At 69.0% G+C, this 17,023-nt stretch carries 13 protein-coding genes; 11 read left to right on the forward strand and 2 right to left on the reverse strand.

Annotation, left to right across the window (positions count from 1 at the left end):
• Positions 1-86 precede the first annotated feature (86 nt).
• The 11 genes from ACIG5A_RS00130 (at position 87) to ACIG5A_RS00180 (ending at position 15,352) form a co-directional block, all read left to right on the forward strand.
• Positions 87-1,406 (forward strand): dihydroorotase, encoded by a 1,320-nt coding sequence (locus ACIG5A_RS00130; RefSeq protein WP_397235968.1) that lies wholly within the window; start codon positions 87-89, stop codon positions 1,404-1,406.
• Positions 1,407-1,916: a transporter gene (locus tag ACIG5A_RS00135; RefSeq protein ID WP_397235970.1), complete on the forward strand. Its 510-nt coding sequence runs from the start codon at positions 1,407-1,409 to the stop codon at positions 1,914-1,916. It begins immediately after the preceding gene.
• Positions 1,913-3,031 (forward strand): glutamine-hydrolyzing carbamoyl-phosphate synthase small subunit, encoded by a 1,119-nt coding sequence (carA, locus tag ACIG5A_RS00140; RefSeq protein ID WP_397235972.1) that lies wholly within the window; start codon positions 1,913-1,915, stop codon positions 3,029-3,031. The genes ACIG5A_RS00135 and carA overlap by 4 nt, the downstream gene beginning before the upstream one ends.
• Positions 3,031-6,390: a carbamoyl-phosphate synthase large subunit gene (gene carB, locus ACIG5A_RS00145; protein WP_397235974.1), complete on the forward strand. Its 3,360-nt coding sequence runs from the start codon at positions 3,031-3,033 to the stop codon at positions 6,388-6,390. The genes carA and carB overlap by 1 nt, the downstream gene beginning before the upstream one ends.
• 62 nt (positions 6,391-6,452) lie before the next feature.
• Entirely contained in the window at positions 6,453-7,274 is an 822-nt protein-coding gene (gene pyrF / locus ACIG5A_RS00150; protein WP_397235976.1) for an orotidine-5'-phosphate decarboxylase, read from the forward strand.
• A gap of 614 nt (positions 7,275-7,888) precedes the next feature.
• On the forward strand, positions 7,889-8,212 hold the full coding sequence (gene mihF / locus ACIG5A_RS00155; RefSeq protein ID WP_397235978.1) for an integration host factor, actinobacterial type: 324 nt from the start codon (positions 7,889-7,891) through the stop codon (positions 8,210-8,212).
• A 5-nt stretch (positions 8,213-8,217) separates the two neighbouring features.
• On the forward strand, positions 8,218-8,802 hold the full coding sequence (gmk, locus tag ACIG5A_RS00160) for a guanylate kinase (RefSeq protein WP_397235980.1): 585 nt from the start codon (positions 8,218-8,220) through the stop codon (positions 8,800-8,802).
• Between the two features lie 92 nt (positions 8,803-8,894).
• On the forward strand, positions 8,895-9,176 hold the full coding sequence (gene rpoZ / locus ACIG5A_RS00165) for a DNA-directed RNA polymerase subunit omega (RefSeq protein ID WP_397235982.1): 282 nt from the start codon (positions 8,895-8,897) through the stop codon (positions 9,174-9,176).
• A 29-nt stretch (positions 9,177-9,205) separates the two neighbouring features.
• A complete protein-coding gene (coaBC, locus tag ACIG5A_RS00170; RefSeq protein WP_397235984.1) occupies positions 9,206-10,435 on the forward strand; it encodes a bifunctional phosphopantothenoylcysteine decarboxylase/phosphopantothenate--cysteine ligase CoaBC in 1,230 nt (409 codons plus the stop codon).
• A gap of 289 nt (positions 10,436-10,724) precedes the next feature.
• Complete coding sequence (gene metK, locus ACIG5A_RS00175) at positions 10,725-11,936, forward strand: methionine adenosyltransferase (protein WP_397235986.1); 1,212 nt, start codon at positions 10,725-10,727, stop codon at positions 11,934-11,936.
• Between the two features lie 416 nt (positions 11,937-12,352).
• Positions 12,353-15,352: a hypothetical protein gene (locus tag ACIG5A_RS00180; RefSeq protein ID WP_397235988.1), complete on the forward strand. Its 3,000-nt coding sequence runs from the start codon at positions 12,353-12,355 to the stop codon at positions 15,350-15,352.
• A gap of 131 nt (positions 15,353-15,483) precedes the next feature.
• On the opposite strand, the gene ACIG5A_RS00185 is transcribed toward ACIG5A_RS00180, so the two are convergent.
• Complete coding sequence (locus ACIG5A_RS00185; protein ID WP_397235990.1) at positions 15,484-15,864, reverse strand: hypothetical protein; 381 nt, start codon at positions 15,862-15,864, stop codon at positions 15,484-15,486.
• Between the two features lie 246 nt (positions 15,865-16,110).
• On the reverse strand, positions 16,111-16,554 hold the full coding sequence (locus ACIG5A_RS00190) for a DUF6196 family protein (RefSeq protein WP_397235992.1): 444 nt from the start codon (positions 16,552-16,554) through the stop codon (positions 16,111-16,113).
• Positions 16,555-17,023 lie beyond the last annotated feature (469 nt).

The raw sequence follows: 17,023 nt of genomic DNA on the forward strand, positions 1-17,023 counted from the left end.
GCGTAACCACGCAGTGCCCCTCGGTCATGCGAAGAAGGCAACAGCATGATCACGACATGGAATCTCTACGCGGAAGGCGGTGCGGCATGACTGAGCTGTTGATCAAGGGCGCGCGGCCTTACGGCGAGGGCGAGCCGGTCGACGTGCTCGTCCGCGGCGGCGTGATCGCCGAGATCGGCGCGAACCTGACCACGGGCGCGGACGCCGAGATCATCGAGGCCGAGGGCCAGGTGCTGCTGCCCGGTTTCGTCGACCTGCACACGCACCTGCGCGAGCCGGGCCGCGAGGATACCGAGACCATCGAAACCGGTTCCGCCGCAGCCGCGCTCGGCGGTTACACGGCGGTGTTCGCGATGGCCAACACCAGCCCGGTCGCCGACTCGGTGGTGGTCACCGATCATGTGTGGCGGCGCGGCCAGGAGGTCGGCCTCGTCGACGTGTATCCGGTCGGCGCGGTCACGGTCGGCCTGGAAGGTAAGCAACTCGCCGAGATGGGCACCATGGCCGCGGGCGTCGGCGCGGTGCGCATGTTCTCCGACGACGGCCACTGCGTCTACGACCCGCTGATCATGCGCCGCGCCCTCGAATACGCGACCTCGCTCGGTGTGCTCATCGCGCAGCACGCGGAGGAGCCGCGGCTCACCAAGGGCGCTGTCGCGCACGAGGGCCCGACCGCCGCGCGACTCGGCCTCGCGGGCTGGCCACGCGCCGCCGAGGAGTCGATCGTCGCGCGCGACGCACTGCTCGCCCGCGACGCGGGCGCCCGCGTGCACATCTGCCACGCCTCCACCGCCGGCACTGTCGAACTGGTGAAATGGGCCAAGTCCCAGGGGATTTCGATCACCGCCGAGGTCACCCCGCACCACCTGCTGCTCGACGATTCCCGGCTGGAGACCTACGACGCGGTCAACAAGGTGAACCCGCCGCTGCGCGAGGCCGCCGACGCGGCCGCGCTGCGCCAGGCACTGGCCGACGGCATTCTCGACTGCGTCGCGACCGATCACGCGCCGCATGCCGAACAGGACAAGTGCTGCGAGTTCTCCGCGGCCCGCCCCGGCATGCTCGGCCTGGAGACCGCGCTGTCGATCATCGTGCAGACGATGGTCGAGCCCGGCCTGCTCGACTGGCGCGGCGTGGCCAGGGTGATGAGCGAGCGGCCCGCCCAGATCGTCGGACTCGACGAGCACGGCAGGCCGATCGAGGTCGGCGAACCCGCGAACCTGACCCTGGTCGATCCGGACGCCACCTGGACGGTGCGCGCGAAGGAGCTGGCCAGCATCTCGAACAACACACCGTTCGAGGCGATGACGTTCCCGGCGCGAGTGACGGCCACGTTGCTCAGGGGCCGGGTAACAGCCCGTGAGGGTGCGGTATTCACCAGCAAAGCTGGGGTGGGAGGTCCGTAAGTGGAGAGAACCCTGTGGGTGATCGGCCTGCTGGCGCTGTTCGCGCTGTGCCTGTGGCTGATGTACCGAGGCTGGCAGAACCGGGCGGCGCGTCAGGTGGAGCGGATCGGTGAGCTACCGACGGTGCCCGCCGATCTGGGCGCGCAGCTGCTCGAGCCGACCACCGGACTGTATCTCGGCAGCACCATCGCGCCGAGCTGGCAGGACCGGATCGCGGTGGGCGACTTGGGTTTCCGGGCCACGGCGGAACTCACGCGGTTCGAACGGGGGATTCTGCTCGAACGCGACGGGGCGACCGTGATCTGGATTCCGCAGGAATCCATCACGGCGGTGCGCACCGAACGCGGACATGCGGGCAAGGTAATGACAGAAGATGGTGTGCTGGTAATTCGCTGGAAGCTGCCGACCGGAACCGAGATAGATACCGGTTTCCGGGGTGACGACAAGACGACCTACCCGGCTTGGACCGCGGACCAGCACAGGGCGACGACGGGAGACGACGAGACATGACAACACAGGAAGCAGCCGCCCTAGTGCTGGAGGACGGCCGGGTGTTCCGCGGCACGGCCTACGGCGCCGTGGGCCAGACACTCGGTGAGGCGGTGTTCTGCACCGCGATGACCGGCTACCAGGAGACCCTCACCGACCCCAGCTACCACCGCCAGATCGTGGTCGCCGCCGCGCCGCAGATCGGCAACACCGGCTGGAACGACGAGGACGACGAGTCCTCGAAGATCTGGGTCGCCGGCTATGTGGTGCGCGATCCCGCGCGCCGCGCATCCAACTGGCGCGCCACCACCACGCTGCCCGAGGCCATGCGGGGCCAGGACGTGGTCGGCATCGCCGGTGTCGACACCCGCGCGCTGGTGCGCCACCTGCGCACCCGCGGTTCGATGAAGGCGGGCATCTTCTCGGGTCCGTCGCTCGCCGACGCGGACGAGTTGCTGGCCAGGGTGACCGGTCAGCCGTCCATGCTCGGCGCCGACCTCGCCGGTGAGGTGAGCACCGACTCGCTGTACACGATTGAGCCGGTCGGTGAGCACCGGTTCACCGTGGTCGCGGTCGACCTCGGCATCAAGACCAACACCCCGCGCATGTTCGCCCAGCGCGGCATGCGGGTGCACGTGGTGCCGTCGAGCACCTCGATCGACCAGATCATGGAGCTCAGCCCCAACGGCGTGTTCCTGTCCAACGGCCCCGGCGACCCGGCCACCGCCGACGGCGCCGTCGCGCTGACGCAGGGCGTGCTGGAGAAGGGTGTGCCGCTGTTCGGCATCTGCTTCGGCAACCAGATCCTCGGCCGCGCGTTCGGCCGCAAGACCTACAAGATGAAGTTCGGCCACCGCGGCATCAACATCCCGGTCGTCGAGCACGGCACCGGCCGCATCGCCATCACCGCGCAGAACCACGGGTTCGCGCTGGAGGGCGAGATGGGCGAGCAGTTCGACACCCCGTTCGGCAAGGCCGAGGTCAGCCACGTCTGCGCCAACGACGGCACCGTCGAGGGCGTGCGCCTGGTGGACGGCCGCGCGTTCTCGGTGCAGTACCACCCGGAGGCCGCCGCCGGACCCCACGATGCCGCTTATCTCTTCGACCGTTTCGCCGGTCTCATGGAAGGAGCCTGATGCCACGCCGCGAGGATCTACACCACATCCTGGTGATCGGCTCGGGCCCGATCGTCATCGGCCAGGCCTGTGAATTCGACTATTCCGGCACCCAGGCGTGCCGGGTGCTGCGGGCCGAGGGCCTGCGGGTATCGCTGGTCAACTCGAACCCGGCCACCATCATGACCGACCCCGAGTTCGCCGATTCCACCTACGTGGAACCGATTACGGCCGAATTCGTCGAGAAGGTCATCGAAAAGGAGCGCCCCGACGCCATTCTCGCCACCCTCGGCGGGCAGACCGCGCTGAACACCGCGGTCGCGCTGCACGAGCGCGGTGTGCTGCAGAAGTACAACGTCGAGCTGATCGGCGCCGACTTCGAGGCCATCCAGCGCGGTGAGGACCGGCAGAAGTTCAAGGACATCGTCGCCAAGGTCGGCGGCGAAAGTGCCCGCTCCCGTGTGTGTTTCACGATGGACGAGGTCCGCGACACGGTGACCGAACTCGGCTTCCCCGTGGTGGTGCGCCCCTCGTTCACCATGGGCGGCCTCGGCTCGGGCATGGCCTACAACCACGAGGATCTCGACCGCATCGCGGGCGGCGGCCTCGCCGCGTCGCCGACGGCGAACGTGCTCATCGAGGAATCCATCCTGGGCTGGAAGGAATTCGAGCTCGAGCTGATGCGCGACAGCCGCGACAACGTCGTGGTGGTCTGCTCGATCGAGAACGTCGACCCGATGGGCGTGCACACCGGTGACTCGGTCACCGTCGCACCGGCCATGACGCTCACCGACGTCGAGTACCAGAAGCTGCGCGACCTCGGCATCGCCATCCTGCGCGAGGTCGGCGTCGACACCGGCGGCTGCAACATCCAGTTCGCGGTGAATCCGGCCGACGGCCGCCTGATCGTCATCGAGATGAACCCGCGCGTATCGCGCTCGTCCGCATTGGCTTCCAAGGCAACGGGTTTCCCGATCGCCAAGATCGCCGCCAAGCTGGCCATCGGCTACACCCTCGACGAGATCGTCAACGACATCACCAAGGAGACCCCGGCCTGCTTCGAGCCGACCCTGGACTATGTGGTCGTCAAGGCGCCGCGGTTCGCGTTCGAGAAGTTCCCCGGCGCGGACGCCACGCTGACCACCACCATGAAGTCGGTCGGCGAGGCGATGTCGCTCGGCCGCAACTTCTCCGAGGCGCTCGGCAAGGTGCTGCGCTCGCTGGAGACCAAGGCCACGGGCTTCTGGACCCAGGAGGACGGGCCGTGGGCCCCCGTCGACGGTGACGTGCGCGGTGCGATCGAGAAGATCCTCGCTGACCTGCGCGTGCCGACCGAGGGCCGGATCTACCAGGTCGAGCGGGCGCTGCGCTACGGCGCGAGCATCGAAGAGGTCGCGCTGGCCTCCGGTGTCGACCCGTGGTTCGTGGCCGAGGTGGCCGGGCTGGTCGAGCTGCGCCAGGAGGTGATCGACGCGCCGGTGCTCGACGAGGCGCTGCTGCGCCGCGCCAAGCACTATGGCCTGTCCGATCGCCAGATCGCCGCGCTGCGACCGGAACTCGCTGGCGAGACCGGCGTGCGGGCACTGCGCCACCGGCTCGGTGTGCGCCCGGTGTTCAAGACCGTCGACACCTGCGCCGCCGAATTCGAGGCCAAGACCCCGTACCACTACTCGGCCTACGAGCTCGATCCCGCCGCGGAATCCGAGGTGGCGCCGCAGCGCGAGCGCGACAAGGTGATCATCCTCGGCTCCGGCCCGAACCGGATCGGCCAGGGCATCGAGTTCGACTACTCGTGCGTGCACGCGGCGACCACGCTGTCGCAGGCCGGCTACGAGACGGTGATGGTCAACTGCAATCCGGAGACCGTCTCCACCGACTACGACACCGCCGACCGGCTCTACTTCGAGCCGCTCACCTTCGAGGACGTGCTCGAGGTCTACCACGCGGAGACCGAATCGGGGAATGTCGCGGGCGTCATCGTGCAGCTCGGCGGCCAGACCCCGCTGGGCCTGGCGCAGCGGCTGACCGATGCGGGCGTCCCGGTGGTCGGCACCAGCGCCGCCGCCATCGACCTGGCCGAGGACCGCGGCGAATTCGGTGATGTGCTGGTCGCGGCCGGACTGCCCGCGCCCAAGTACGGCACCGCCACCACGGTCGAGCAGGCCAAGAAGATTGCCGGCACCATCGGCTATCCGGTGCTGGTGCGGCCGTCGTACGTGCTCGGCGGGCGCGGCATGGAGATCGTCTACGACGAGAAGTCCCTGGAGGGCTACATCTCGCGCGCCACCGAGCTCAGCCCGGACCGCCCGGTGCTGGTCGACCGGTTCCTGGAAGACGCCATCGAGATCGACGTCGACGCGCTGTGCGACGGCGAGGAGGTCTACCTCGGCGGCGTGATGGAGCACATCGAAGAGGCGGGCATCCACTCCGGCGACTCCGCCTGCGCGCTGCCCCCGATCACCCTGGGCCGCAGCGATATCGAGGCGGTGCGCCGCTCGACGATCGCGCTGGCCAAGGGCATCGGCGTCAAGGGCCTGCTCAATGTGCAGTACGCGCTCAAGGACGACGTGCTGTACGTGCTCGAGGCGAATCCGCGTGCCAGCCGCACGGTTCCGTTCGTGTCCAAGGCGACGGCGGTGCCGCTGGCCAAGGCCGCCGCGCGAATCACCATGGGCGCCACCATCGCCGAGCTGCGCAAGGAAGGCATGCTGCCGAGCGAGGGCGACGGCGGGCATGTCGCGCTCGACGCGCCGGTCGCGGTGAAGGAAGCCGTGCTGCCGTTCCATCGGTTCCGCCGGGCCGACGGCACCGGCGTGGATTCGCTGCTCTCGCCGGAGATGAAGTCCACCGGTGAGGTCATGGGCATCGACGCCGATTTCGGCACCGCCTTCGCCAAGAGCCAGACCGCGGCCTACGGTTCGCTGCCCACCGAGGGCACGGTCTTCGTCTCCATCGCCAACCGCGACAAGCGGGCCATGGTGTTCCCGGTGAAGCGCCTGCACGACCTGGGATTCCGCATCCTGGCCACCGAGGGCACCGCGGAGATGCTGCGCCGCAACGGGATTCCGTGCGAGCGGGTGCGCAAGCATTCGGACCCGGAGCTCGCGGAGGGTCAAATGGGCACCGGGGACGCCTCCGATGCGACCATCGTGGAGCAGATCCGCGACGGCGAGGTCGACATGGTGTTCAACACCCCGTACGGCAACTCGGGCCCGCGCGTCGACGGCTACGAGATCCGCACCGCCGCAGTGGGAGTGAACATCCCGTGCATCACCACGGTGCAGGGCGCGGCCGCGGCCGTGCAGGGCATCGAGGCGACCATCAACGGCGGCATCGGGGTGCGGTCACTGCAGGAACTGCATTCGGTGCTGCGTGGCTGAACCGGACGCCGTCGTGACTGTTTGCGGGTCGCTCGAAAGGGCCGGAGAAGGGAGCAGGGCCGATGAAGACCTTCGGTGACCGATTGCACCACGCCATGGCGCAATTCGGCCCACTGTGCGTCGGCATCGACCCGCATCCCGGGCTGCTGGCGTCCTGGGGCCTTACCGACGACGTGGACGGCCTGGAGAAGTTCGCCGAGCTGTGCGTCGAGGCATTCGACGGCACGGTCGCGCTGATCAAGCCGCAGGTCGCGTTCTTCGAGGCCTACGGCTCCGCCGGAATCGCGGTGCTGGAGCGCACGATCGGGGTGCTGCGCGCCTCGGGCACCCTGGTGCTGGCCGACGCCAAGCGCGGCGATATCGGCTCGACCATGGATGCCTACGCCCGCGCCTGGCTCGGCGACGGACCGCTCGCGTCGGATGCGCTGACGGTCTCGCCGTACCTCGGATTCGGTTCGCTGGCACCGGCGTTGACACTGGCCGAGGCGAACGGGCGCGGCCTGTTCGTGCTCGCCGCGACCTCGAATCCCGAAGGGGCGCAGGTGCAGCGGGCCGTCGCGGACGGTCGCACGATCGCGCAGACCATGGTCGACGAGGCGGCGGCGGTCAACGCGGGCGCGGATTTCGGGTCGATCGGCGTGGTGGTCGGCGCCACCCTCACCGACGCACCCGATCTGTCGGCGCTCAACGGCCCGATCCTGATGCCCGGCGTCGGTGCGCAGGGCGGTGGCCCGGAAACCATCCGTGACCTGCTGCCCGAGCCGATGCTGCGCTATGCCGTGCCGAACGTCTCGCGTGAGGTGCTACGCGAGGGGCCCTCGGTATCGGCACTGCGTGCCAAGGTCGGGGAACTGCAGGAGCAGTTCGCCTTCCTGCGGGGCTGAACCCGCACCGCACCGCTTCGAACCGGACGGGCCCGCGCGAGAGCGCGGGCCCGTTTATGTTTCCGGCGGGTGAACAAGCGCAGAACAGGCCCACAATGGCCGCTGTGCGCGCCGCTGCGCCGATTTCGGGCCGCACACGTGTTCGGATGCCGCCCGGCGGGCCGCGGCGGCGCAGAACGGCGATGCGGCGGCACCCGATGCCGCATCGCCGTGCTCGGTCGCCGCCGCGAAGTGCGGCCGCCCACGCGCCGATTCGGCCGGGCGTGACACGCGACACGCGGTGAGGAACGCGACACGCGGAAAATTCCGAGAAAGTTCCTGGTCGCGCGGGTACCTGTTTGCTGGGCGAACGCCTCGCCGTACCGCAACCACTCCGCTAACCCCATCCGCATATGAAAACTCCCTGCTGAGGCGGCATTTCGCGATTTCGGCGGTACGATCGCCGCAGCGACAGGGTCCGTACGCGGATCCGTCCCGCTTTCCCGGTACGCCATGCGGAATCATGCGCTGACCTGGGGGGTGGGTTCGCAATCGGCGGACGTCGTGGGTACGGTCGCTGAGACTGCCGGGTTACCGGCAGGAGTTGATGCAATGAACGATGAGACGGAGGAACCGTGGCCCTTCCCCAGCTGACTGACGAGCAGCGCGCCGCTGCTTTGGAGAAGGCGGCTGCCGCTCGCCGCGCTCGGGCGGAGCTCAAGGAGCGCTTGAAGCGTGGCGGCACCAACCTGAAGCAGGTCCTCACCGATGCCGAGACCGATGAGATCCTCGGCAAGATGAAGGTTTCCGCGCTGCTGGAGGCACTGCCGAAGGTGGGCAAGGTCAAGGCGGCGGAGATCATGACCGAGCTGGAGATCGCCCCCACCCGGCGGCTTCGTGGTCTTGGCGATCGGCAGCGCAAGGCGCTGCTGGCCCGCTTCGACTTCGACGCCTCCTAACAAGGGTGGTCGAACACACGCGGAAGGGTCGACTGGTTGTACTGGTCGGCCCCTCGGCCGTGGGGAAGTCCACGGTCGTCCGGTGCGTGCGGGAACGCCTGCCCGAACTGGTTTTCAGCGTGTCGGCAACGACCCGGGCCCCCCGGCCCGGGGAAGTCGACGGCCGTGACTACCACTTCGTGTCCCGAGAACGGTTCGACGCCATGATCGAGGCCGGCGAACTGCTCGAGTGGGCAGATATCCATGGCGGCCTGCAGCGCTCCGGCACCCCCGCCGGTCCGGTGCGGGACGCACTCAAGACGAACAAGCCGGTGCTGATCGAGGTCGACCTCGAAGGCGCCCGGTCGGTCCGCAAGGCGATCCCGGAGGCGCGGTTGGTCTTCCTGGCCCCGCCGAGCTGGGACGAACTGGTGGCGCGGCTGACCTCGCGTGGCACCGAATCACCCGAGGTGATCGCCCGTAGGCTGGAAACCGCCAGGACCGAATTGGCGGCCTGTGACGAGTTCGACATCGTCATCGTGAACGACGAGGTGACCAGCGCCTGTGAGCAGTTGGTATCGTTGTTCGTTAGCACAAATTCGAGTTCGTGACCCGCCGGCTCCGCCGGCTGCCGCCGTAGTTTCCACCCACCCCGCCGGCTCCGCCGGCTGCCGCCCCCTTGACCTTTGCAGGAGCCCCCCTAGTGAGCAGTACGGACATCAAGACCGCGCCCGCGTACGACACGCCAATCGGCCTCACCAACCCGCCGATCGACGAGCTGCTCGAGCGCACGTCGTCCAAGTACGCCCTGGTCATCTACGCGGCCAAGCGCGCGCGTCAGATCAACGACTACTACAACCAGCTCGGCGACGGCATCCTCGAATACGTCGGCCCGCTGGTCGAGCCCGGCCTGCAGGAGAAGCCGCTGTCGGTCGCCATGCGCGAAATCCACGCCGACCTGCTCGAGCACTCCGAAGGCGAGTGAATCTAAGCCACAGCTAGGCCGGAGGCGTAGTGACAACACGGATCGTGGTCGGCGTCGGCGGCGGTATCGCCGCCTACAAGGCCTGTGCGCTCGTCCGCCGGTTCACCGAGACCGGACATTCGGTTCGAGTGATCCCCACCGAATCGGCGCTGCAGTTCGTCGGCAAGGCGACCTTCGAGGCGCTGTCCGGGAATCCGGTGCATACCGACGTGTTCACCGATGTGCCCGAGGTACCGCATGTGCGGCTCGGCCAGGAGGCGGACCTGGTGGTCATCGCCCCGGCCACCGCCGATCTGATGGCGCGCGCCGCACAGGGCCGCGCCGACGATCTGCTGACCGCGACGCTGCTGACGGCCCGATGTCCGGTGTTGTTCGCGCCCGCGATGCACACCGAGATGTGGGAGCATCCGGCGACCGTCGCCAATGTCGCGACGTTGCGCGCGCACGGCGCGATCGTCATGGAGCCCGCCTCGGGCAGGCTCACCGGCACCGATACCGGTCCGGGGCGGCTGCCCGAACCCGAGGAGATCTTCGGCCTGGCGACGCTGCTGCTCGAACGCGCCGACGCCATCCCGCGTGACCTGGCGGGTCGCCGCGTGGTGATCACCGCGGGCGGCACGAGGGAACCGCTGGATCCGGTGCGCTTCCTCGGCAACCGCAGCTCGGGCAAACAGGGATACGCGCTGGCCAGGGTGGCCGCGCAGCGCGGCGCCCACGTCACGCTCATCGCGGGCAACACGATCGAGATGGCCGCGCCCGCGGCCGTCGACCTGGTGCACGTCACCACCGCCGAACAGCTCAAAACCGCCGTGGACAAGCACGCGGTCGGCGCGGACGCGGTGATCATGGCGGCGGCGGTGGCCGATTTCCGGCCGACCAACGTGGCCGCGGCCAAGATCAAGAAGGGCGCCGGTGAGCCGGACGTCATCCCGCTGACCAAGACCACCGACATCCTCGCGGGGTTGGTGCAGTCCCGGCGGGACGGTCAACTGGCGGGCACCGCGATCGTCGGCTTCGCCGCCGAGACCGGTGACGAGCACGGCGATGTGCTCACCCACGCGCGGGCCAAACTGGTCCGCAAGGGCTGCGACCTGCTCGTCGTCAACGCGGTCGGCGAGGGTAAGGCGTTCGAGGTCGACACCAACGACGGCTGGCTGCTCGGTGCGGACGGCACCGAACAGGCGCTCGATCACGGATCGAAGGCGCTGCTGGCGAGCCGGGTGCTCGACGCGCTCGGGCCGCTGCTGCGCGATCGGTAGCGGAGCGCTCGAGCTCCGCTGGAGCGCGGGTCGAATTCCATTGGGGCACAAAGGAAGGTCGTCGGATATCTCGGCGATTTGACTAGGATTGTTCGGGACATGACGGAGTGCGGTGTCGAACTTGCGTTGCATCGGTCGCTCAACCGAATAGTCTGAGACAGTGCCTGGTGTGGATTCATCGTCGCGTCAGAGCTTTGGAATAGTCTGAGATGGAGGGTTGCGCGGTCTTCGCATCGCACTACCGCCGCAATTCGAATACGAGAAACCCGTTGAGGGAGAGGGAACAACTGTGCGTACGTCTGGCAGCCGCCTATTCACCAGTGAGTCCGTGACCGAGGGTCATCCGGACAAGATCTGTGACGCGATCAGCGATTCCATCCTCGACGCGCTGCTCGCCGAGGACCCGCGCAGCCGGGTCGCGGTGGAGACCCTCGTCACAACCGGCCAGGTGCATGTCGCGGGCGAGGTCACCACCTCGGCATACGCGGACATCCCGCGGATCGTGCGCGAGAAGGTCCTCGAAATCGGATACGACTCGTCGGCAAAGGGTTTCGACGGCAACTCGTGCGGCGTGAACATCGCGATCGGCGCGCAGTCGCCGGATATCGCCCAGGGCGTCGATACCTCGCACGAGGCGCGCGTCGGCGGCTCCGACGACGAGATCGAGAAGCAGGGCGCGGGCGATCAGGGCCTGATGTTCGGCTACGCCAACAGCGACACCCCCGAGCTGATGCCGCTGCCGATCGCGCTCGCGCACCGGCTGTCGCGCCGGCTGACCGAGGTGCGCAAGTCCGGCGTGCTGCCCTACCTGCGTCCCGACGGCAAGACCCAGGTCACCATCGAATACGACGGCGACCGTCCGGTCCGCCTCGACACCGTGGTCGTGTCCACCCAGCACGCCGCCGATATCGACCTGGACAACCTGCTCGCGCCGGACATCCGGGAAAAGGTGCTCGATTCGGTGCTCGCCGATCTGGCGCTGCCGACCCTGGACATCTCCGAGGTGCGGCTGCTGGTCAACCCCACCGGCAAGTTCGTGCTCGGCGGCCCGATGGGTGACGCGGGCCTGACCGGCCGCAAGATCATCGTCGACACCTACGGCGGCATGGCCCGCCACGGCGGCGGCGCCTTCTCCGGCAAGGACCCGTCGAAGGTCGACCGCTCGGCCGCCTACGCCATGCGCTGGGTCGCCAAGAACGTCGTCGCGGCCGGGCTGGCCGACCGCGTCGAGGTGCAGGTCGCCTACGCCATCGGCAAGGCCGCACCGGTCGGCCTGTTCGTGGAGACCTTCGGCACCGAGAAGGTCGACCCGACCAAGATCTCGACCGCCATCACCGAGGTGTTCGACCTGCGGCCCGGCGCGATCATCCGCGACCTGGACCTGCTGCGCCCGATCTACGCCCCGACCGCCGCCTACGGCCACTTCGGCCGCACCGACGTCGACCTGCCCTGGGAGCACACCGACCGCGCGGACAAGCTCCGTGCCGCCATCGGCCTGTAAGGAGCTGGCTCGCATGCATACGTCGACCTGCCCTGGGAGGCTCCCTCTGATGCGCGCGGACAAGCTGCGTGCCGCCATCGGCCTGTAAGGAGCTGGCTCGCATGCATACGTCGACCTGCCCTGGGAGGCTCCCTCTGATGCGCGCGGACAAGCTGCGTGCCGCCATCGGCCTGTAAGGAGCTGGCTCGCATGCATACGTCGACCTGCCCTGGGAGGCTCCCTCTGATGCGCGCGGACAAGCTCCGCGCCGCCATCGGCCTGTGAAGGATCCGGCTCGCATGAGTATGTCGACCTGCCCTGGGAGGCTGCATCTGATGCGCGCGGACAAGCTGCGCGCCGCCATCGGCCTGTAAGCCGATCATGGGCGCGTGAAACGACCGGCGGCTATCACCGCCCCTCCCGCGGACGGACTGTTCGTGGGGGACAACGCAATACCGGAGACGACAGCAGCGGGACACCCCATCGCGAGGGTGCTCCCGCTGCTGTCGCCCGCGCACCTCGACCGCGATTTCGACTACCTGGTCCCCCCGGAACTCGACGAGATCGCCCAGCCCGGTGTCCGAGTCCGCGTCCGCTTCGCGGGCCGCCTCGTCGACGGCTACCTTCTGCAGCGCCTGCCGCACACCGACCACACCGGCAAACTCGTCAAACTCGAACGCGTAGTCTCCGCCGAGCGAGTCCTCACCCCCGAAATCCTCGCGCTCGCCACCACCGTGGCCACCCGCTACGCAGGCACCCGCGCCGACGTCCTCCGCCTGGCCATCCCCCCACGTCATGCCCGCACCGAAACCGGTGGCGCACCGAAATCACCTGGGGCACGCAAGAATTCCGCCGCAGCGGATGCCGACACCGCCACCGACTCCGCCGTACCTCGACCCGACCTCATCGAATCAACGGATCCGGCAGCACCGCTGCCAGCGGACGAGCCCGCCGAGCGGGACGCCGCACGCCTCGGATCGGACGCACCGGTGGCAGCTGCGCATGTCGAGGCCGACATCGACGACCGCCCGGAGGGGACGAGTGTCGATCCAGCCGATCCGGCTGCGGCGCAGTCGATTCCGCTCGCCGAAACAACCAGCACGACGCCGGATCGTAGCGGCCCGGGCGGAGAGCCTCGGAGGCACTCTGCTGCCGATCGGCGGCAGGATGTCGTACGCGTCCCGGTGGGCTCGCCGACTCCGGGCCTCGATGTCGACGGCGACACGGACCCCGAGCCGACTGACTCGACCGCAGGGCACGAGATTTCGGACTCCTCGAAGGGAAGGGCGCCGCGGGACGCTGGCGCAGAGCGACTTGACGCACGCGTGCCGATGGCTGATTCGGGCTCTGCTGTCATCGGTGGCGAACCTGGGGAGTTCGGCGTCGATACGGCGGGTTCGGGTGTGGCGCAGTCGATTTCGTCCAGCAAACCGCGGGCGTCGACGCCCGATCGCGACGGGGGATCGAGCGCCGGATCTGTTGGGCAGGGTGTGCGGAGCGCAGTGGGGCGCGGTGCTGAGGGGCAAGACCTTGTCCGCGTGTCGCCAGGTGTCTCCGCGGATATCGACGGCGATCGCCGGGCGGTGCGCGGCGCGGCCACCGTCGAGGTGAGTGCCGAGTCGGCTGATTCGGAAGCCGGGCAGGTGATTTCGGGTGTCGAGTCGGGTGCGGTGGTACCCGGGCACGATGGACGGCTGGGTGCCGGTTCCGTCGCGCCCGCGGTGGCGGGTGATGAGGCCGAGTCGGGGGCGCGTGACTCGGCGACGCGCGGCGCCGAGGATGCGGGGGAATCGGCTTCGCTCGGGGCGGTCGATACGGGTGCTTGGGGGCGGTATATCCATGGGGCGGCGTTTGTGGGGGCGTTGGGGCAGGGGAGGGGGGTGCGGGCGGCTTGGCAGGCGTTGCCGGGGGAGGAGTGGGCGCGGCGGTTGGCGGAGTTGGCGGCGGTGACGGTCGCGGCGGGGCGTAGTGCGATCTTGATGGTGCCGGATCAGCGGGATCTGGATCGGGTTCTTGCGGAATGTGTTCGGCTGGTGGGGGATTCGGCGGTGGGGTTGTCGGCGGGGCTGGGGCCCGCCGCGCGGTATCGGCGGTGGCTCGCGGTGCTGCGGGGGACGGCGCGGGTGGTGGTCGGTACGCGTGCCGCGGTGTTCGCGCCCGCGCACAACCTGGGGCTGATCGCGATCTGGGATGACGGTGACGACACCTACGCCGAGCCGAGGGCGCCGTATCCGCATGCGCGCGAGGTGGCCATGCTGCGCGCGCACGAGACCGGGGCCGCGTTCGTCGCGGCGGGTTTCGCGCGGACCGCGGAGGTTCAGGCGGTGGTCGATTCGGGGTGGGCACGGGACCTGGTGGCCGACCGCGCGGTGGTGCGCGAGGCGTCGCCACGGATCAGCGCGCCCGGCGACACCGACTGGGCGATGGAGCGGGATCCCGTCGCGCGCGCGGTCCGTATCCCGGGTGTGGCCTACGCGGCCGCCCGCGCCGCGCTGAAAGAGGGTATGGCGGTGCTGGTTCAGGTGCCGCGCCGCGGCTACATGCCCGCGCTCGCCTGTGCGAAGTGCCGCACACCGGCGCGGTGCAGGCATTGCAACGGGCCACTTGCCTTGCCGGATGGACGATCTCAGCGCGGCGGCGAACGGCTGCGCTCCGGCCCGCTGGAGGTGGCGCACAGCCCGAGCTGTCGCTGGTGCGGGATCACCGAGAGCGCGTTCCGCTGCGGAGCCTGCGGTGCGCGGGCGCTGCGCGCCGTGGTCATCGGCGCGGTCCGTACCGCCGAGGAACTCGGCCGCGCGTTTCCCGGTGTGCCCATTCGTGGTTCGGGCGGCGGCGAGGTGCTCGACACGGTCGAACCCGGCCCGCAGGTGGTGGTCGCCACGGTCGGTGCCGAGCCGATCGTGCGCGGCGGCTACGGTGTCGCGCTGCTGCTCGACGGCTGGGCGCTGCTCGGCCGCGCGGATCTGCGGGTGGCCGAGGACGCGCTGCGCCGCTGGCTGTCCGCCGCCGCCCTGGTTCGCTCACGCGGTCAAGTGATCGTGATGGCCGAACCGTCGATCCCCACCGTCCAGGCCTTGCTGCGCTGGGATCCGGTCGGCCACGCCCAGGCCGAGGTGGCCGCACGCGCCGAGGTCGGTTTCCCGCCCGCCGTCCGCATGGCCGCCATCGACGGTTCCTCCGACGGCATCGCCGAATTGCTCTCCGCCGCAAACCTTCCCGACTTCGTCACCGTCCTCGGCCCCGTCCCGCTCCCCGACGGCGCCCGTAAACCCTTCACCGGCGACTCCCCGGCCGAAGTCGAACGCATCCTCCTCCGCGTAGACCGCACCGCGGGCCTCGCCCTCGCCCGAGCCCTCACCGCCGCCCAGGCCGTCCGCAGCACCCACCGCTCCGACGCCCCCCTCCGAGTCCAAATAGACCCCGTCGACATCGGCTGACCCGCGAGCGGCCGGAATCCGACGCACCCGCACACCCTTTGACTTTCCGCATACGTTTTCGCGTCCGATTCGGTGTGCGGGATATCAAAGGGTGTGCGGCTGTGGCGCCAGTCGGTCCAGCGGCAGGTCTGTCAATCCTTGACTCGGGCAATGAGATTGCCGCGAAAGTCGACCTCGAGCGGTGGTGCCCCTGCCTCGGCGCACCATCGGATCAATGCGGCGGCATCGGCCGGGCGAAACGAGTCGGCGCTGCCGAAGGCCGGACAGCGGTATCGGCGCCATGGGCCGCCGAGGCCGGGGAGTCCGCGGAATTCGGGGCCGAGCACTGTTACGTGGCGGTGCTCGCCGGATTGGCCCAGATGGTAACGAACCAGCAACCGGCGATCTTCGGTGGCCACTCGGACACCGGGTTGGTAAGGGGCGTAGTAGTTTTCGGGGTCCTCCTGGACCCACCACAGATACTCGCGGTCGTCGACCGTGATCCGCCTGCGCCGCTTGGTGCTGATCCCCATCGCGTCAGGCTAGGACAGCACCGAGGTCGGCCGCACGCCAATTACGTCCCGCGCACCTTTGAATTCTCGCGCACCGAATCGCATGCGAGAACGGACGCGGGAATCAAGGCGCGCGGCCGTGGCGCAGTGGATCGGCTGGATCCGGGGAAGCCGGGACAGCACGCTCCCGGCGTCGAGCGCAGTCAAATGGTCGTGCATTTCGGCGTGTCGTACGGCCATTCGACTGCGTTCGACGTGATCTTGGAGTTAGTTGGGGGTGCGGAGGGTTTGTATTTCGGCGATAGCGGCGGGGAGGAGACTGCTGGGGCAGCCCCAGTAGTCGTAGATGCCGCCGCGGGATCGGTTGCTGCCGCAGACGACGAAGACGCCGGTGCCGAGTGCCTGTTTGAGGTGGCCGGCGAGCCAGCCTACGAAACCGCTGTTGTCCACGCCCGCGGGGAAATGGAAGGAGAACAGGCCGAACTGTTCGACGTCCGGGTCGCCGTCGGCATCGGTGAACGGGACGAGCGCGCTCCAGCTCTCGGCGTCGCGCACCACCGCGAGCGTGTGCTCGGACAGCCGCGGCGGCTCGGCGAGCGGTGTCTCCCGATAGCACCAGACGCCCTCGTGGACCTCGAGTTCCGCGGCGGCGATGACCTGCCGCAGGCGTTGGGCTGTCTGGGCTTCGGTCTCGATGCTGATGTCAACCACTCCGCCACGGTAGCAACCGCCCGGCACCCCCGAGGATCAGCTCACGCCGATGCGACATTCGGAGCACGGGAGCGTGGCACGCCCCGTCGCCGCGGCGCCTGAGCCAGGCTGCGAGTACGGCACGCTCGGCCTCGGCATGAGGTGGTCGCGCCACCTGATAAGAACTTCGTCGCGGCAGTCGATCGCGCCGCAGCCGTGTGGCGCAAGCCCGGCGAAGTCCTGCGGCTACCGTCGAAGTCGATGGTGTGGCGGCCCCGCTGTCGATCCGGGCGAGCACGCTCGGCATTGATCCGTGAGATGGCAAGGGCCGATAACTTATTCGGCTGTCCGATAGACGGCGTCGAGGGTGGCGCCTAACGGGTCTCGGTCTATGCGCCAGGCGGTGTTATAGCGTCCCGCGCCGCCAAAACCGTTGGCGCGCAGTGGTTATGAATTGGTTCGATGAACGGACCTGATGGTATGGGCCGAG

The organism is Nocardia sp. NPDC052566 (assembly GCF_044547285.1).
Taxonomy (GTDB): Bacteria; Actinomycetota; Actinomycetes; order Mycobacteriales; family Mycobacteriaceae; genus Nocardia.

Bases quoted from the DNA above. Each gene is read 5' to 3' on its own strand.
- carA (WP_397235972.1), top strand. From the start codon at position 1,913: ATGACAACACAGGAAGCAGCCGCCCTAGTGCTGGAGGACGGCCGGGTG.
- pyrF (WP_397235976.1), top strand. From the start codon at position 6,453: ATGAAGACCTTCGGTGACCGATTGCACCACGCCATGGCGCAATTCGGC.
- ACIG5A_RS00185 (WP_397235990.1), bottom strand. From the start codon at position 15,864: ATGGGGATCAGCACCAAGCGGCGCAGGCGGATCACGGTCGACGACCGC.
- ACIG5A_RS00130 (WP_397235968.1), top strand. From the start codon at position 87: ATGACTGAGCTGTTGATCAAGGGCGCGCGGCCTTACGGCGAGGGCGAG.
- carB (WP_397235974.1), top strand. From the start codon at position 3,031: ATGCCACGCCGCGAGGATCTACACCACATCCTGGTGATCGGCTCGGGC.